This window comes from Antarctobacter aquimaris, assembly GCF_900184945.1.
GTDB classification, from domain to species: domain Bacteria; phylum Pseudomonadota; class Alphaproteobacteria; order Rhodobacterales; family Rhodobacteraceae; genus Maliponia; species Maliponia aquimaris.
Window position 1 is genome coordinate 448,052 of sequence record NZ_FXYF01000003.1, and the last position, 15,817, is coordinate 463,868.

17 protein-coding genes are annotated in these 15,817 nt (G+C 68.0%); 14 read left to right on the forward strand and 3 right to left on the reverse strand.

The window, feature by feature from the left end; all coding sequences use genetic code 11:
* Positions 1 to 50: 50 nt before the first annotated feature.
* The 6 genes from MAA8898_RS27200 to MAA8898_RS07820 all read left to right on the forward strand — a co-directional run bounded on the left by MAA8898_RS27200 (position 51) and on the right by MAA8898_RS07820 (position 6,339).
* A complete protein-coding gene (locus tag MAA8898_RS27200; RefSeq protein WP_306456394.1) occupies positions 51 to 674 on the forward strand; it encodes a DUF1330 domain-containing protein in 624 nt (207 codons plus the stop codon).
* A complete protein-coding gene (locus MAA8898_RS07805) occupies positions 671 to 2,332 on the forward strand; it encodes an ABC transporter permease (RefSeq protein ID WP_094020418.1) in 1,662 nt (553 codons plus the stop codon). Before MAA8898_RS27200 ends, MAA8898_RS07805 begins: the two co-directional genes overlap by 4 nt.
* A gap of 3 nt (positions 2,333 to 2,335) precedes the next feature.
* Complete coding sequence (locus MAA8898_RS26185; RefSeq protein WP_176445095.1) at positions 2,336 to 2,485, forward strand: hypothetical protein; 150 nt, start codon at positions 2,336 to 2,338, stop codon at positions 2,483 to 2,485.
* A gap of 3 nt (positions 2,486 to 2,488) precedes the next feature.
* On the forward strand, positions 2,489 to 3,673 hold the full coding sequence (locus MAA8898_RS07810) for an ABC transporter permease (protein ID WP_094020419.1): 1,185 nt from the start codon (positions 2,489 to 2,491) through the stop codon (positions 3,671 to 3,673).
* A gap of 109 nt (positions 3,674 to 3,782) precedes the next feature.
* Entirely contained in the window at positions 3,783 to 5,024 is a 1,242-nt protein-coding gene (locus MAA8898_RS07815; RefSeq protein ID WP_094020420.1) for a PAS domain-containing protein, read from the forward strand.
* Positions 5,025 to 5,073: 49 nt separating this feature from the next.
* The gene (locus MAA8898_RS07820) at positions 5,074 to 6,339 is read left to right on the forward strand and encodes a PAS domain-containing protein (protein WP_094020421.1); all 1,266 of its coding nucleotides are present in this window, start codon (positions 5,074 to 5,076) and stop codon (positions 6,337 to 6,339) included.
* Between the two features lie 64 nt (positions 6,340 to 6,403).
* On the opposite strand, the gene MAA8898_RS07825 is transcribed toward MAA8898_RS07820, so the two are convergent.
* Entirely contained in the window at positions 6,404 to 7,276 is an 873-nt protein-coding gene (locus tag MAA8898_RS07825) for a branched-chain amino acid aminotransferase (protein WP_094020422.1), read from the reverse strand.
* Between the two features lie 167 nt (positions 7,277 to 7,443).
* Between MAA8898_RS07825 and MAA8898_RS07830 the strand changes: the two genes are divergently transcribed.
* From MAA8898_RS07830 to dxs, 6 genes are all read left to right on the forward strand, one after another.
* The gene (locus tag MAA8898_RS07830; RefSeq protein WP_094020423.1) at positions 7,444 to 7,947 is read left to right on the forward strand and encodes a MarR family winged helix-turn-helix transcriptional regulator; all 504 of its coding nucleotides are present in this window, start codon (positions 7,444 to 7,446) and stop codon (positions 7,945 to 7,947) included.
* The gene (locus MAA8898_RS07835) at positions 7,944 to 8,645 is read left to right on the forward strand and encodes a response regulator (RefSeq protein ID WP_094020424.1); all 702 of its coding nucleotides are present in this window, start codon (positions 7,944 to 7,946) and stop codon (positions 8,643 to 8,645) included. Before MAA8898_RS07830 ends, MAA8898_RS07835 begins: the two co-directional genes overlap by 4 nt.
* A gap of 98 nt (positions 8,646 to 8,743) precedes the next feature.
* A complete protein-coding gene (locus MAA8898_RS07840; protein WP_094020425.1) occupies positions 8,744 to 9,667 on the forward strand; it encodes a histone deacetylase family protein in 924 nt (307 codons plus the stop codon).
* On the forward strand, positions 9,664 to 9,906 hold the full coding sequence (locus MAA8898_RS07845; protein WP_094020426.1) for an exodeoxyribonuclease VII small subunit: 243 nt from the start codon (positions 9,664 to 9,666) through the stop codon (positions 9,904 to 9,906). The genes MAA8898_RS07840 and MAA8898_RS07845 overlap by 4 nt, the downstream gene beginning before the upstream one ends.
* Complete coding sequence (locus tag MAA8898_RS07850; protein ID WP_094020427.1) at positions 9,906 to 10,778, forward strand: polyprenyl synthetase family protein; 873 nt, start codon at positions 9,906 to 9,908, stop codon at positions 10,776 to 10,778. Before MAA8898_RS07845 ends, MAA8898_RS07850 begins: the two co-directional genes overlap by 1 nt.
* Positions 10,779 to 10,796: 18 nt before the next feature.
* Entirely contained in the window at positions 10,797 to 12,722 is a 1,926-nt protein-coding gene (gene dxs / locus MAA8898_RS07855; protein ID WP_094020428.1) for a 1-deoxy-D-xylulose-5-phosphate synthase, read from the forward strand.
* Positions 12,723 to 12,866: 144 nt separating this feature from the next.
* Here the strand turns inward: dxs and MAA8898_RS07860 are convergent, their stop codons facing one another.
* Together MAA8898_RS07860 and MAA8898_RS07865 are read right to left on the reverse strand one after the other, a co-directional pair.
* Positions 12,867 to 13,496, reverse strand: coding sequence for an exopolysaccharide biosynthesis protein (locus tag MAA8898_RS07860; RefSeq protein ID WP_094020429.1), 630 nt, complete (start codon positions 13,494 to 13,496; stop codon positions 12,867 to 12,869).
* The gene (locus MAA8898_RS07865; protein WP_094020430.1) at positions 13,493 to 14,374 is read right to left on the reverse strand and encodes an SDR family oxidoreductase; all 882 of its coding nucleotides are present in this window, start codon (positions 14,372 to 14,374) and stop codon (positions 13,493 to 13,495) included. The genes MAA8898_RS07860 and MAA8898_RS07865 overlap by 4 nt, the downstream gene beginning before the upstream one ends.
* A 167-nt stretch (positions 14,375 to 14,541) precedes the next feature.
* On the opposite strand from MAA8898_RS07865, the gene MAA8898_RS07870 reads away from it, so the two are divergent.
* A complete protein-coding gene (locus MAA8898_RS07870; protein ID WP_094020431.1) occupies positions 14,542 to 15,018 on the forward strand; it encodes a transglycosylase SLT domain-containing protein in 477 nt (158 codons plus the stop codon).
* Between the two features lie 52 nt (positions 15,019 to 15,070).
* The gene (locus MAA8898_RS07875) at positions 15,071 to 15,694 is read left to right on the forward strand and encodes a class I SAM-dependent DNA methyltransferase (RefSeq protein ID WP_094020432.1); all 624 of its coding nucleotides are present in this window, start codon (positions 15,071 to 15,073) and stop codon (positions 15,692 to 15,694) included.
* Positions 15,695 to 15,817 lie beyond the last annotated feature (123 nt).

Sequence of the window (15,817 nt, forward strand, 5' to 3'; positions counted from 1 at the left end):
GCACTGTCCGTGGCGGGCGACACCGCCCGCCACGGACCAACAAGACCCAAATGGGACAGGGACACGACATGCCCAAGGGCTACATCATCGGTCACATCACGGTGCACGATCCCGAGGCGTACAAGACGTACGTCGCGCGGGACACGCCGATCCTGCTGGGCCTCGGGGGGCGTTTCCTGGTGCGGGGCGGGCAGGCCGAGGTGGTCGAGGGCGCGGCCGAGGACCGGCACGTCGTCTTTGAATTCGACAGCTACGACAGGGCGCGGGCGGCCTACCACGATCCCGCCTACCAGGAGGTCGCGCAGATCCGCCGCGCCAGTGCCACAAGCACGATCATGGTGGCCGAGGGCAACGACGAGGCGCTGCCCGATCCGGCGGGCGCGGCCCCGCTGGGCTACCTGATCGCCCATGTCACGGTGCACGACCCCGACAGCTATGCGCCCTACGTGACAGGCAACACGCCGATCATGCGCGGCCATGGCGCGCGCTACATCGTGCGCGGCGGCCGGTCAGAGGTGCTGGAGGGCACGCTGGGCGCGCGGCACGTGGTGATCGCCTATCCCGGCTACGCGGCCGCAAAGGCGGCCTACCACGATCCTGCCTACCAGGAGGTCGCGCAGATCCGCCGCGACCATTCCGACGGAACCATCATTCTTGTGGAGGGTGCAGCATGAGCGACGCGACGAATTCGGGACCGACGAAGAAAGCCGGGCCGATGCTCGCCGCCGACGGCACGCCGCTGAAGCGCAGCCTTGCACGGGCATTGCGGGCGCAGAAGATGCGGGCGCTGGCGCTGATCGCGCCGCTGCTGATCTTTGTGCTGGTGACCTTCATCGCGCCGATTGCCGACATGCTGTTCCGTTCGGTCGACGACAGCCAGGTCGGCACGGTCCACGGCACCATGCCGCTGACCGCGGAGGCGCTGAAGGACTGGGACTCGACCACCGGTGAGTTGCCCGGCCCCGCGGTGTTCGACGCCGCCTACACCGACCTGTTCCTGGCCGCCGAGCGCAAGCAGCACACGCGGGTCGGATCGCGTCTGAACTACGAGATGACCGGCGTGTCGTCGCTGTTCCGCAAGTCGGGGCGCGGGCTGGACGACATCGGCGAGGTCTATCTCGACCAGTTCAAGGACCTGGACAAGGACTGGGACGAGGGCGAACCCTGGGCCGAGCTGATGGGCTCGGACGACTGGCTGGCCGAGATGAGGGCTTGGGAAAAGGACGACGACCTGCCGGCGTTCGAGCTGCGCGAGGGGATCGAGGACCTGTTGCCGCGCACGGCGGCGATCTACCGGACATTCGCCGATTTCCAGATCGAGGAAGAGGAAAAGAGCCTGCTGAAGGAAGAGCCGTGGTCGATCGTCCACACCCGGCTCTACGAGGATCTCAAGGCCGGCGACATGTCCGCCTACGCGGGGCCGCGCGCCGAGATGCTGAAAGCCGCCGACGCGCTGGTCGACAGCGCCGATTTCAAGACCATCTCCGTCAAGGACGGCTTTGGCGAGATCGACAAGGGCTGGCTGGACTTCAAGCTGTGGCAGACGATCAAGGCCTACAGCCCGGCCTATACCTCGGGCTACTTCCTGAACGCCGTCGACATGCAGAAGACGCCGCAGGGCATCGAGATGCGCCCCGAGACCGAACAGATCTACGGATTGCTGTTCAAGCGCACCATGTTCATGTCGCTGATGATCACCTTCAGCTGCATCATGCTGGCCTACCCGGTGGCCTTCCTGCTGGCGAACCTGCCGATGCGCACCGCGAACCTGCTGATGATCCTGGTGCTGCTGCCGTTCTGGACCTCGCTGCTGGTGCGGACCTCGGCCTGGAAGGTGATGCTGCAACAGCAAGGGGTGATCAACGACACGCTGGTCTGGCTGGGGCTGGTGGCGGATGATGCGCGGCTGGTGATGATCAACAACCAGCTGGGCACCATCATCGCGATGACCCACATCCTGCTGCCCTTCATGATCCTGCCGATGTATTCGGTGATGTCGACGATCCCGCCCTACTACGTGCGCGCGGCGAAATCGCTGGGTGCGACGAACTGGACGGCCTTCTGGCGGGTCTATTTCCCGCAGTCGGTGCCGGGCATCGGCGCGGGCTCGATCCTCGTCTTCATCCTGGCCATCGGCTACTACATCACGCCGGAACTGGTGGGCGGCACGACGGGTACGTTCATCTCGAACCGGATCGCCTACCACATCTCGTCTTCGCTGAACTGGGGCCTGGCGGCCGCGCTGGGGACGATCCTGCTGGCGGCGGTGCTGATCCTCTACTGGGCCTACGACAAGATCGTCGGCATCGACAACGTCAAGCTCGGGGGCTGATCCATGCCGTTGCAGGGAGAGCCGGGCGATCCGATGTGGACGGCCTATCGCCTCAACAACGACACCGAATTCCGGCCGCAGATGATGCAGGCCGCCATCGACACGGCGCGGGCCCAGGCGGCCCGGCGCCCACAGATACCTCAGGAGCACTGAGCCATGGCAGTCGAAACCGTAGCCGTCAAGAAGCCGATCTCCTTCGCCGCGCCGGTGGTGGGGGCCTCGGGCGCCTTTGCCGGGATATTCGTGGGCGCGGCCAACGGGTCGGTCCCGCTGGGGATCGTCGGTGGGTTTGTCCTGCTGGCGGTGATCACCCTGGTGCTGCTGAAGGTGCTGTCCCCCGGCCTGGAAAAGCCGGCGAAATGGGCGCTGATCGGGCTGATGGCGCTGGCCGGGCTGTTGTGGGCCGGAGCGCCGGGGCTGGTCGTCGGGGCGCTGTTCGGCTGGTTCTTTGGCTGGTTCGCCTACTGGATCGGGCTGGGGCGCTACCGGGTGCCGCTGGCGCCCTACCTGACCGCGGGGCAGGTGCTGTGGCACTACGGTTTCCGCGTGCTCTGCGGCGCGATCTTTGTCTTTCTGATCACCCCGATCCTGGTGGTGATGCCGCTGTCGTTCAACGCGCAGGACTTCTTTACCTTCACCCCCGAGATGCTGCGCTTTGATCCCGACGGCTACAGCCTCAAGCACTACAGGGATTTCTTTTCCTCTTCGGAATGGCAGGGGGCGCTGCGCAACTCGCTGATCATCGCGCCGCTGGCGACGCTGCTGTCGGTCAGCTTTGGCACGCTCGCGGCGATCGGCCTGTCGTCCGAGCACGTGCCGTTTCGCCGGGCGATCATGGCGATCCTGATTTCGCCGATGATCGTGCCGCTGATCATCTCGGCCGCGGGGATGTATTTCTTCTACAGCCGGATCGGGTTGCAGGGGACGCTGATGGGCGTGGTGCTGGCGCATGCGGCGCTGGGCATCCCGTTCGTCATCATCACCGTGACGGCGACGCTGGTGGGGTTCGACCGCTCCTTGACCCGCGCGGCGGCGAACATGGGTGCGGACCCGGTCACCACCTTCTTTCGCGTGCAGATGCCGCTGATCCTGCCGGGGGTGATCTCGGGCGGGCTGTTCGCCTTCATCACCTCCTTTGACGAGGTGGTGGTGGTGATCTTTGTCGGCTCGGCCCGCCAGCAGACGCTGCCCTGGCAGATGTTCACCGGCCTGCGCGAACAGATCAGCCCGACGATCCTGGCCGTGGCGACGCTGCTGGTGGTGATCTCCATCGCGCTGCTGACGACGGTCGAGATCCTGCGCCGCCGGTCCGAGCGGATGCGCGGCCTCAGCCCGGGCTGACCTGCCGGATTTTTCCGAAATATCCGAACGCCGCCGGACCGCAATCCCGGCGGCGTTCAGCTTTCGCAAAGGGGTTTGGCCCTAGTGTCGCGGCAACGAGGAGTCGCGCATGTCAGAGCTAAGTCCGGAATTTGCCGCCAGCGCCGCGGGATCAGAGCAGGTTTTCAAGCTGTCGGAGACGTTTTATTCGCGCACCGATGCGCGCGGCGTGATCCTGGCCGGCAACGACGTGTTCCAGCGGGTCGCGGGGCATGACTGGGACCGGCTGATCGGCGCCCCGCACAAGCTGATCCGCCATCCCGACATGCCCAAGGGCGTGTTCCACCTGATGTGGGAGCGCATCAAGCAGGGCAAGCCGACCGGCGCCTACATCAAGAACCGCCGCGCCTGCGGGCGGTTCTACTGGGTCTTCGCGCTCGTCTCGCCAACCGGGGAGGGCTATATCTCGACCCGGATCAAGCCGACCTCGCCGCTGCGCGATGCCGTCGAGGAACAGTATGCCGCGCTGCTCAGGCGCGAACAGGACGAGGGGCTGACCCCGGCGCAGAGCGCCGCCGCGCTGGAAACCTGGGTGCGCGACCGGGGCTTTGGCAGCTACGACACCTTCCAGAGCCACGCGCTCGCCTCCGAATTCGAGGCCCGCGCGCGGCAGCTGGGACTGCCGCTGGACCCGATGCTGAAACGCTTTGTCGACATGTCCCGCGCCATCGCCCAGGTCTCGGACGAGACCGGCTGCATGACCGAGGCTTTCAAGTCGATCCGCACCGTGCCGATGAACATGCGCATCATCGCCTCGCGGCTGGAGAATGCCGGCGGGCCGATCAGTGCCATTTCGGTCAACTACAGCCAGATGCTGGAAGAGATGACCGCCTGGGTGGGCAAGTTCATCGAGGGGGGCGATTGCGTCTTTGCCCAGATCCGCGACGCCATCCTCACCGGCCAGTTCCTGGCCTTCTCCGAGGCGGTGGAACAGGAGATGATGGCCAGTTTCCGCAAGCCGGGGGACAGCTATCCCGACAGCGTGGACCTGGCGCGGGAGACCGCCGAGGTCAGCGGCCACGCCACCCGCTTTCACGAACAGACCGTCACCTCGCTGCGCGCGGTACAGCGCGGGGCACAGCGGTTTGCCGGCAGCGTGCTGGACATGAAGCGCTATGTCACCGGGCTCAGTTCGACGCGGATGATGTGCAAGATCGAAAGTGCCACGCTGTCGAGCTCGGGCACCGCGCTGAGCGGGATCGTCGAACAGCTGGACAACTGCCAGGACGAGATCGAGGCGCGGCTGGCCCGGATCGAGGAGTTGAACGCCGTGATCCAGAACAACACCGCGATGCTGCGCTCGATGATGTGACGCCGCCCGGACGGATATCGCGCGGCCCCCGGCCCCAGCAGGAGCACCCATGACCCAACCGACCCCCAGCTTTACCGCGGACAGCAGCTATGCCGGTTCGGAAGCGACGTTCCACCTGTCCGAGCTGTTCTATTCGCGCACCGATCCGCGCGGCGTCATCAAGGCCGGCAACTGCGTGTTCCAGCGCGTCGCCGGCTACGAGTGGGAGGAGATGCTGGGCGCGCCGCACAAGCTGATCCGCCACCCGGACATGCCCAAGGGCGTGTTCCAGCTGCTCTGGGACCGCCTGAAAGCCGGCAAGCCGACCGGCGCCTACGTCAAGAACCGCTGCAAGTCCGGGCGCTACTACTGGGTCTTTGCGCTGATCGCCCCGGCCGAGGGCGGCTACATCTCGACCCGGCTGAAGCCCAGTTCCGAGCTGTTCGGCACCGTCTCCGCGCTCTACGCGGACCTGTTGCAGCGCGAGAAATCCGAAGGCCTGTCGCCGCGCGACAGCGCCGAGGCGCTTCAGGCCGCCATCAAGGCCAGGGGGTTTTCCACCTACGACGCCTTTCAGAGCCACGCGCTGGCCACCGAATACGCGTCGCGCGCCCAGCAGACCGGCGGCGAGATCGACGCGCTGCAACGCAGGTTCCGCGACATGGCCGGGGCGATCGCCCAGGTCGGGGTCGAGACGACGGACATGACCGAGGCGTTCAAGGCGATCCGCACGGTGCCGATGAACATGCGCATCATCGCCTCGCGGCTGGAGAATGCCGGCGGGCCGATCAGCGCGATTTCGGTCAACTACAGCCAGATGCTGGAGGAGATGACCACCTGGGTCAGGACCTTTGTCGACGGCGAGGCCTGCGTCTTTGCCCGCATCCGCGATGCCATCCTCAAGGGGCAGTTCCTGAGCTTTTCCACCGCGCTCGAGTCCGAGATGATCGCCGGTTTCGGCACCCGTGCCGCGGCCTGCCCGGAGCGGATCGACGTCGATGCCGAGATCGCCGAGATCGAGTCGCATCGCCGGACGTTCCTCGAGGAGACGGCGACCTCGCTCGACAGCGTGGAGGCCGAGGCCAAGCGGTTTGCCCGCAGCGTGCTGGACATGAAGCGCTATGTCACCGGGCTCAGCTCGACCCGCATGATGTGCAAGATCGAAAGCGCGGCGCTGTCGAACTCGGGCACCGCGCTGGTGGGCATCGTCGAACAGCTGGATGCCTGCCAGAAGGAAATCGAGCAGCGGCTGGCGCGGATGGTGGAGCTGAACGCGGTCATCCAGGGCAACACCGCGCAATTGCGGTCGATGCTCCGGGGCCGCCGCGCGGCGTGACCCCGGCCTGATGCCGGGGGTGGTCCGTCGCGCGGGCGGCGCGGCGGACCCCGGTCCGGTCCGCTCAGCTGCGGACCAGCTTTTCGTAGCTTTGTGAGATGTCGCGCGTCAGCGCGCCGACCTCGAAGTTGAAGCTGCCGATCTGGCCGACGGGCGTGACCTCGGCGGCGGTGCCGGTCAGCCAGCACTGCTCAAAGCCTTCCATCTCCTCGGGCATGATGTGGCGTTCGTGCACCTTGATCTGCTTGTCCTGCAACATGCCGATCACGGTCTGGCGGGTCAGCCCGTTGAGGAAGCAGTCCGGCTTGGGCGTGTGGACCTCGCCGTCCTTGACGAAGAAGATGTTGGCGCCGGTCGCCTCGGCCACGTAGCCGCGGTAATCCATGAACAGCGCGTCGGAACAGCCCTTGGCCTCGGCCGCGTGTTTCGACGTGGTGCAGATCATGTAGAGGCCGGCGGCCTTGGCATGCACGGGGATCGTCTCGGGCGAGGGGCGCTTCCACTTGGAGATGTCGAGCTTGGCGCCCTTCATCTTGGCATCGCCGTAGTAGTTGCCCCAGGACCAGGCCGCGACCGCCATCCGCACCGGGTTGCGCGCCGAGGCGACACCCATGTCCGGACCCGCGCCGCGCCAGGCCACCGCCCGCACGTAGGCGTCGGTCAGGCCGTTGGCCGCCAGCACCGCCTGCTTGGCGGCCTCGATCTCGTCCACGGTATAGGGGATCTCGAAGTCCAGTTCGCGGGCGGAGAAATGCAGCCGCTCGGAATGCTTGCGCGACAGGAAGATCTTGCCGTTGTAGCAGCGTTCGCCCTCGAAGACGGAGCTGGCATAGTGCAGCGCGTGGCTCAGTACATGTACATTCGCCGCCCGCCAGTCCACCAGCTGGCCATCCAGCCAGATCTTGCCGTCGCGGTCGTCATACGCTCCATCTGCCATCTCGTCTCTCCCTTGCGTGCAGCAGGCCAGTTTTCCGAAAGTTGCGCCAAAAACGTCCGGGGCGGACATAATATTGCGCCAAATCTGCGACTCGCTACCAGTTTGATCTTGGAATGTCAACAAGGCTGACTTAAAATGGGGCAAATCGGAAGGGGATACGGGCGAAGATGTCAGAGGGGCGCGGCACGCAGGGCGAGACCCTGCTCTACCTTACGGACGAACAGCTGCGCCAGGGCGCGGAGGCGATGTTCTTTGCCTACCGGGGCTTTACCGCTGACCCGGACCGCATCCTGGGCGGGCTCAGCTATGGCCGGGCGCACCATCGGGCGCTGCACTTCATTCATGGCGCGCCGGGCACCACGGTCAACAACCTGCTGACCATCCTCGGCGTGACCAAGCAATCGCTGAACCGGGTGCTGCGCACGCTGATCGAGGACGGGCTGGTGGAGAGCCGTGTCGGGCGGGTCGACAAGCGCGAGCGGCACCTGTACCTGACACAGGCGGGCGAGGACCTCGAGCGCCGGCTGTCGGACGCGCAGCGCCTGCGCATGCGCGCGGCCTACCGCGAGGCGGGCCCCGAGGCGGTGGCGGGCTTTCGCCGGGTGCTGGAGGCGATGATGGACCCGGAGTTGCGCCGGCAGTACCACAAGCTGAGGGAGGGCCGGGGATGAGCGAAAACGATGCCCACCTGCTGATCGTCGACGATGACGAGCGGATCCGGGGGCTGTTGCAGAAGTTCCTGATGCGCAACGGCTTTCTGGTCAGCGCGGCACGCGACGCGGCGCATGCGCGGCGGCTGCTGGCGGGGCTCGACTTTGACCTGATCGTGCTGGACGTGATGATGCCGGGCGAAGACGGCGTGAGCCTGACGCGCGGCATCCGCGAGACGCGGACCACGCCGGTGCTGCTGCTGACCGCGCGGTCCGAGACCGAGGACCGCATCAAGGGGCTGGAGGCGGGGGCGGACGATTACCTGGCCAAGCCATTCGAACCCAAGGAGCTGCTGCTGCGGATCAACGCCATCCTGCGGCGGATGCCCGAGCCGAAACCCGAGGACAGCGCGCCCAAGCTGCTGACGCTGGGCGATTTCCGCTATGACATCGAGCGCGGCGAGATGTGGCGCGGCGAGGACCTGATCCGACTGACCGCGACCGAAAGCCAGCTGATGCGGATCTTTTCCGCCCGACCCGGCGAGGCGCTGAGCCGGTCCAAGCTGGTCGAGGAACTGGGCCGCGACAAAGGCCAGGCGCAGGAGCGCGCGGTGGACGTGCAGATCACCCGGCTGCGGCGCAAGCTGGAGGCCGACCCGAAACAGCCGCGCTACCTGCAGACGGTGCGCGGGTCCGGTTACATGCTGGCGCCCGACTGACACCTTGCGGCGGCGGCGGATTCGCGTTTTGGTCACCGGGGAGTCGCGCCCTGCGGGCGCGTTTCGGGTATTTTTGCAGAAAAGAAGCAGGGGGCGCGATGGCGACGGCACTCTTTACCCACGCGGACGGGCTGGATCACGTGACGCCGGAGGGCCACCCGGAGCGGGTGGCGCGGCTGGAACACCTGCTGCACGCGCTGGCCGGGCTGGACCTGGTGCGCGAGGCGGCGCCCGAGGCGGAGGACGCGCAGCTGCGGCTGTGCCATCCGCAGCGCTACATCGACCGGATCCGCGCCGGCGTGCCGGCCAGCGGGCAGGTGCAGCTGGATGCCGACACCTGGCTGTCGCCGGGGTCGTTCCGCGCCGCGTCGCGCGCCGCCGGGGCGGCCGTGGCGGCGGTGGACGCGGTGCTGGAGGGGCGGGTGGCCAATGCCTTTTGCGCCATGCGGCCGCCGGGGCACCATGCCGAGACCGAGACGCCGATGGGGTTCTGCCTGTTCGGCAACGTCGCCATCGCGGCGAAACACGCGCTGGAGGCGCATGGGTTGAGCCGCGTGGCGGTGGTGGATTTCGACGTGCATCACGGCAACGGCACGCAGGACCTGCTGTGGAACGAGGCGCGCACGCTGTTCATCGGCAGCCACCAGATGCCGCTGTGGCCCGGCACCGGGCGGCCGGACGAGCGCGGCGCGCATGACAACGTGCTGAACCTGCCCCTGGCGCCGGGATCGGGCGGGGCCGAGATGCGCGCGGCCTGGGCGCCGGCGATTTCGCGGCTGCGCGCCTTCGAGCCGGAACTGCTGATCATCTCGGCCGGGTTCGACGCGCATCAGGACGATCCGCTGGCGCAGCTGGAGTGGTCGGTCGAGGATTTCCGCTGGATCACCCGCGAGTTGTGCAAGATGGCGCGCGATGTCTGCGGCGGGCGCGTGGTGTCCTGTCTGGAGGGCGGCTATGATCTGGCCGCGCTGAGCGCCAGCGGCAAGGCGCATGTGGAAGTGTTGATGGAGGCAGGGGCATGAGCGAGACGCCGGTCGAGGAGATGAGTTTCGAGCAGGCCATGGCCGAGCTGGAAAAGGTGGTGGGCATGCTGGAGCGCGGCGACGTGGCGCTGGAGGACTCCATCGCGCTCTATGACCGCGGCGCCAAGCTGCGCGCGCGCTGCGAGAAGAAGCTGAAGGAAGCCGAGGAGAAGGTCGCCCAGATCACGCTGGACGCCGAGGGCAACCCGACCGGGACGAAAGCGGTCGAGGGACTCTGATGAGTTTCGCGGACGGGCTGGCGCAGGCGGCGCGGGCCATCGAGGGGCATTTGCGGCGCGTGCTGGCCGAGCATCCGGCGCTGCCGGTGGTCGAGGCCATGGGCTATGCCGCCGGCGGTGGCAAGCGGCTGCGCGGTTACCTGGTACTGGAGGGCGCGCGGCTGCACGGCGTGGCGGCGGAACAGGCGCTGTGGCCTGCCACGGCCATCGAGGCGATCCATGCCTACAGCCTGGTGCATGACGATCTGCCCTGCATGGACGACGACGACCTGCGGCGCGGGTTGCCCACGGTGCATCGCAAATGGGACGAGGCGACCGCCGTGCTGGCCGGGGATGCCTTGCAGAGCTTGGGCTTTGAACTGGTGGCGCGGGACGAATGCCACCCGGACGCGGGTGTGCGCGCGGACCTGTGCCTGAGCCTGGCGCGGGCCTCGGGGGCGCGCGGCATGGTGTTGGGCCAGGCGCTGGACATGGCGGCCGAGCAGGCCGAGGCGCCCCTGACGCTGGACCAGATCACCGCGCTTCAGGCGGGCAAGACCGGCGCGCTGATCGGCTGGGCGGCGGAGGCGGGGGCGCGGATGGCGCGGGCCGAGGTGGCGCCGATGACCGGGTATGCGCAGCGGCTGGGCCTGGCCTTTCAGATCGCCGACGACATCCTGGATGTCGAGGGGGATGCGGCGCAGATGGGCAAGGCGGTGGGCAAGGATGCCGGGCGCGGCAAGGCGACATTCGTGTCGCTGCTGGGGCTGGACGGGGCGAAACGCCGCGCCGAAACCCTGGTGACGGAGGCCTGCGACTGCCTATCTGTTTACGGTGCCGAGGCACGAAACTTGCAGGAGGCGGCGCGGTTCGCTATCTCGCGCCGGACCTGACCCAACGGAGGGCGCCCGATGAGCGACCGGCCCCAGACCCCCTTGCTCGACCGGGTGCGCAGCCCGGCGGACATGAAACACTTCTCCGACGCCGAGCTGGAGCGGCTGGCGCAGGAGGTGCGCGCCGAGACGATTTCGGCCGTGTCCGAAACCGGCGGCCACCTGGGCGCGGGGCTGGGCGTGGTCGAGCTGACCGTGGCGCTGCACGCGGTGTTCGACGCGCCGCGCGACAAGATCGTCTGGGACGTCAGTCACCAGTGTTACCCGCACAAGATCCTGACCGGGCGGCGCGACCGCATGCGCACCCTGCGCCAGAAGGACGGGCTGAGCGGTTTCACCAAGCGGTCGGAGTCGCCCTATGACCCGTTCGGGGCGGCGCACAGTTCGACCTCGATCAGCGCGGCGCTCGGCTTTGCCGTGGCGCGCGACCTGGGCGGGGTCTGCGACACCGGGCATGGCGACGCGATTGCGGTGATCGGCGACGGGTCGATGAGCGCGGGCATGGCCTTTGAGGCGATGAACAACGCGGGCCATCTGAAAAAGCGCCTGATCGTCATCCTGAACGACAACAAGATGAGCATCGCGCCGCCCACCGGGGCGTTGTCGTCCTATCTCAGCCGGCTCTATGCCGAGGCGCCGTTCCAGGACCTCAAGGCCGCCGCCAAGGGCGCGGTGTCGCTGCTGCCGGAGCCGTTCCGCGAGGGCGCCAAGCGCGCCAGGGAGATGCTCAAGGGCATGACCGTGGGCGGCACGCTGTTCGAGGAACTGGGGTTTTCCTACCTCGGGCCGCTGGACGGGCACGACCTGCACCAGCTGTTGCCGGTGCTGCGCACGGTGCGCCAACGCGCGACCGGGCCGATCCTGATCCACGTGCTGACCAAGAAGGGCAAGGGCTATTCCCATGCCGAGCACGCGCCGGACAAGGGCCACGCGCGGGCGACCTTTGACGTGATCACCGGCAAGCAGAAAAAGGCGCCGTCGAACGCGCCGTCCTATACCAAGGTCTTTGCCGAGGCGCTGTTGCAGCAGGCCGCCGACGACCCACGCATCTGCGCGGTGACGGCGGCGATGCCGGACGGCACCGGGCTGGACCTGTTCGCCGAACGCTACCCCTCGCGCTGTTTCGACGTGGGCATCGCCGAGCAGCACGGCGTGACCTTTTGCGCCGGGTTGGCGGCGGGAGGAATGCGGCCCTTCTGCGCGATGTATTCGACCTTCTTGCAGCGCGGCTATGACCAGGTGGTGCATGACGTGGCGATCCAGCGCCTGCCGGTGCGCTTTGCCATCGATCGGGCCGGGCTGGTGGGCGCGGACGGTGCGACCCACGCGGGCAGCTACGATGTCGCCTACCTGGCGAACCTGCCGGGCTTCGTGGTGATGGCGGCGGCGGACGAGGCCGAGCTGAAGCACATGGTCGCCACCGCGGCGGCGCATGACGAGGGTCCCATCGCCTTTCGCTATCCGCGGGGCGAGGGCGAGGGCGTGGAGATGCCCGAGCGGGGGCAGGTGCTGGAGATCGGCAAGGGCCGGATGATCCGCGAAGGGTCGGGCGTGGCGATCCTGTCGTTCGGCACCCGGCTGGGCGAGGTGCTGAAGGCCTGCGAGGCGCTGGAGGCGCGCGGCGTGTCGCCCACCGTGGCGGATGCGCGCTTTGCCAAGCCGCTGGACCGCGACCTGATCCTGCGGTTGGCGCGCGAGCATGACGCGCTGATCACCATCGAGGAGGGCGCGGTGGGCGGTTTCGGCAGCCACGTGGCGCAGCTGCTGGCCGAGGAAGGGGTGTTCGACCGCGGGCTGAAGTACCGGTCCATGGTGCTGCCCGACACCTTCATCGACCAGGCCAGCCCGCGCGACATGTACGCCGTGGCCCGGCTGAACGCCGAGGACATCGTGGCCAGGGTGCTCAAGGTGCTGGGCGTCGAGGTGCTGGACAAGCGCGCCTGACGTGTGGGGCGGGAAAGGCCCTTCGAAGGGCCTTTCAAAACGCGCGACGCGCGTTTTGAAGCGGTTTCCAAACCGCGTGGTCAACGGCTTTCAAAGCCGTTAAGGAACGCTTTTCGAAAAGCGTTCCAGCGCCCGGTTCGACTGTCAGATCAGCCCCGACCAGATCGAGACCAGCAGCAGCGTCAACCCGCCCGCCTGGATATAGCCCCAGAGCATGAACAGCCCGTCGCGCGTCATGATGCCGTACATCAGCATCGCCACCGCCCCGGCAAAGAACGAGGTCACGAAGGGCAGCAGCTCCAGCACCGGCCAGGACAGCGCGATCAGCGTCACCGCCGCGTAGGCCAGCGGGCGGAAGGCGCGCGAGCTCAGCAGGCTCAGCCGGTCGCTGCTCCAGCGGTCCATCCAGCGTGCGGGGCGGCTCAGCCAGTCGAGCGCGCGGTTCATCCTGTCCGCGGTGATGCTGCGGCGGCACAGGAACCCCGGCAGCCACAGATGCCGCCGTCCCATCAGCGCCTGCACCGACACCAGGATGGTGATCAGCGCGCCGATGGTCGGGCTGCCGGGTATGCCCGAGATGGGCGAGACCAGCACCACCGCCGGCACCAGGATCACCGCGGCAAAGGATTGGTCCCCGACGCGGCCCAGCACGTCGCCGACCGACACGCGCGTGTCGCCGTCCAGCGGGCGCATCGCCTCGAGCAGTTCACCCAGGCTGCGCGGGGTCCTTGGTGCCTTGGGAGCCTCTCCCGGCACCTCCGGTTCGGAGGTCATCCCGCGTCCGCCTCGTCGTCGTCCGACGTCTCTGCCGCCAGCATCGCCGTCAGCGCGCTGCGGTAATCCGGGTAGCGCAGGGTGACGCCCAGCTCCTGCTTGATCCGGATGTTGGACACGCGCTTGCTCTCGCCGTAAAAGCTGCGCGCCATCGGGCTGAGGTCGGCCTCCTCAAAGGGCACCGCCGGCGGCACCGGCATCCCCAGCAGCTCGGCCGCGCAGGCGATGACGTCCTGTGGCGGTGCGGGGTCGTCGTCACACAGGTTGTAGACCCTGCCGGGGTTCGGCCGGTCGATCGAGGCTTTCAGGATCCGCGCGATATCCTCGACGTGGATGCGCGAAAACACCTGGTTTTCCTTGATGATCCGCCGCGCGGTGCCGTTGCGCACCTTGGCGAAGGGGCCGCGCCCCGGCCCGTAGATGCCGGCCAGGCGAAAGATGTGCAGCGGCAGCCCGGGGATCGCTGCCCAGGCGTCCTCGGCGGCGACGCGCAGCCGCCCCCGGCGCGAGCTGGGCGCCAGGGCCGTGTCCTCGTCGACCCAGCCGCCCTGGTGGTCGCCGTAGACGCCGGTCGTGGACAGGTAGCCGGCCCAGGCGAGGTGCGGCGCGCGCCGCGCGATCGCATCGCCTGCCAGCCGCAGCGCCGGGTCGCCGTCCGAATCGGGGGCGGCGGAGGTCAGCAGGTGGGTGGCGCGGCCCAGCGCCGCGGTCACCGCGCCGGCCTCCCAGAGGATCGGCGTGATGCCGGTGGCGGCCAGTCGCTCCAGCCTGGCCGGGTCGCGCGTGGTGCCGATCACCTGCCAGCCTTCGGCCAGCAGGCGCGGCGCCAGCGCGCGCGCGGAATAGCCGTGACCAAGGGAAAGCAGGGTGCGCGTCATGCGCTCTTAGGTGGCTGCTGGCGCGCCGATATGCAAGCCTCGACACGCCCGCCGCCTCGGCGGGACAGGGCCGCCCTCTGGCGGTCTTTTGCCGATCCGCGCAGGGCGGACTCGCGTGATGGGCGTTGTCGCTCTAGGACATAGCCAGTTTTTCCGGAGAAGCGCCCATGCTGGCCCGCCGTACATTCCTGATTTCCGCCGCCGCCCTGCTGGCCGGCTGCGCCGCCGGCCCCAAGAGCCCGCAGGCCGGACCCGCCCCCGGCGACCCGCCGCTGCACCTCAACGAGACACCCGAACTGCGCGCCAAGATCAACAAGTGGGCGGATCACTACGAACTGCCGCGCGGCCTTGTCCACCGGCTGGCAATCCGCGAAAGCACCCACAACCCAAAGGCGCGCAGCGGCCCCTACTGGGGCCTGTTGCAGATCCTGCCGCAGACCGCGCGGACCATGGGCTTTCAGGGCAAGAACAGCGATTTGCTGGATGCCGACACCAATCTGAAATACGGCCTGAAATACCTCAAGGGCGCCTACATCGTCGGCGACGGCGACTGGGATCGCTCGATCATGTGGTACGCCAAGGGCTATTACTACGAGGCCAAGCGCCGGGGCCTGCTGGTCGAAACCGGCCTGCGCTCGGGCTGAGGCTGTCCCGGGGGGCTTTCCCCGGCGCCGATGCTGGCCTAGCCTGTGCCGCATGGACACGCCCGATCTCGATTCCGCCTACGCCCTGCAAACCCCCGAGGACAACCTGCGGCTCTACGCGGCCTGGGCGGAAACCTACGACAGCGGCTTTGCCGACAGCCACCACTACGTCCTGCCGCTGCGCGTGGCCGAGGCCTACGTTCAGGCCGGCGGGCAGGCCCCGGTGATCGACCTCGGCGCCGGCACCGGCCTCTGCGGCGCAGCGCTGCGGGTGCTGGGCATCGCCCCGGTCGAAGCCACCGACCTGTCGCAACAGATGCTGGACGTCGCCGCGCGCAAGGACATCTACGCGCGGCTCTTCACCGGCAACCTGCTGGACCGCCTGCCGGTCGAAGACGGCGCCTACGCCGGCGCGGTCAGTTCCGGCACCTTCACCCACGGTCACGTCGGCGCGCAGGCGCTGGACGAGGTGCTGCGCGTGGTGCGCCCGGGCGGCATCGTCGCGCTGTCGGTCAATGCCGAACACTGGCAGGCGCAGGGCTTTGCCGCGCGGTTCGCCGCGCTGGGTGACCGGATCGCCGACCTCGCCACCCGCGACCTGCCGATATACGGCCCCGGCGCCACCGGCCCGCACGCCGGCGACCTCAGCCGCGTGGTCACCTTCACCCGCCGCTAGCGCGGCGTCCTTGAAATCTGAACCGAGTGGATTCCCACGGGTCTGATTCTGTGATTCACCATGTGTGGAGGTGGATCATGGGCAAATCGCTATCAATGGACATTCGGGAGCGTGTTGTCGCTC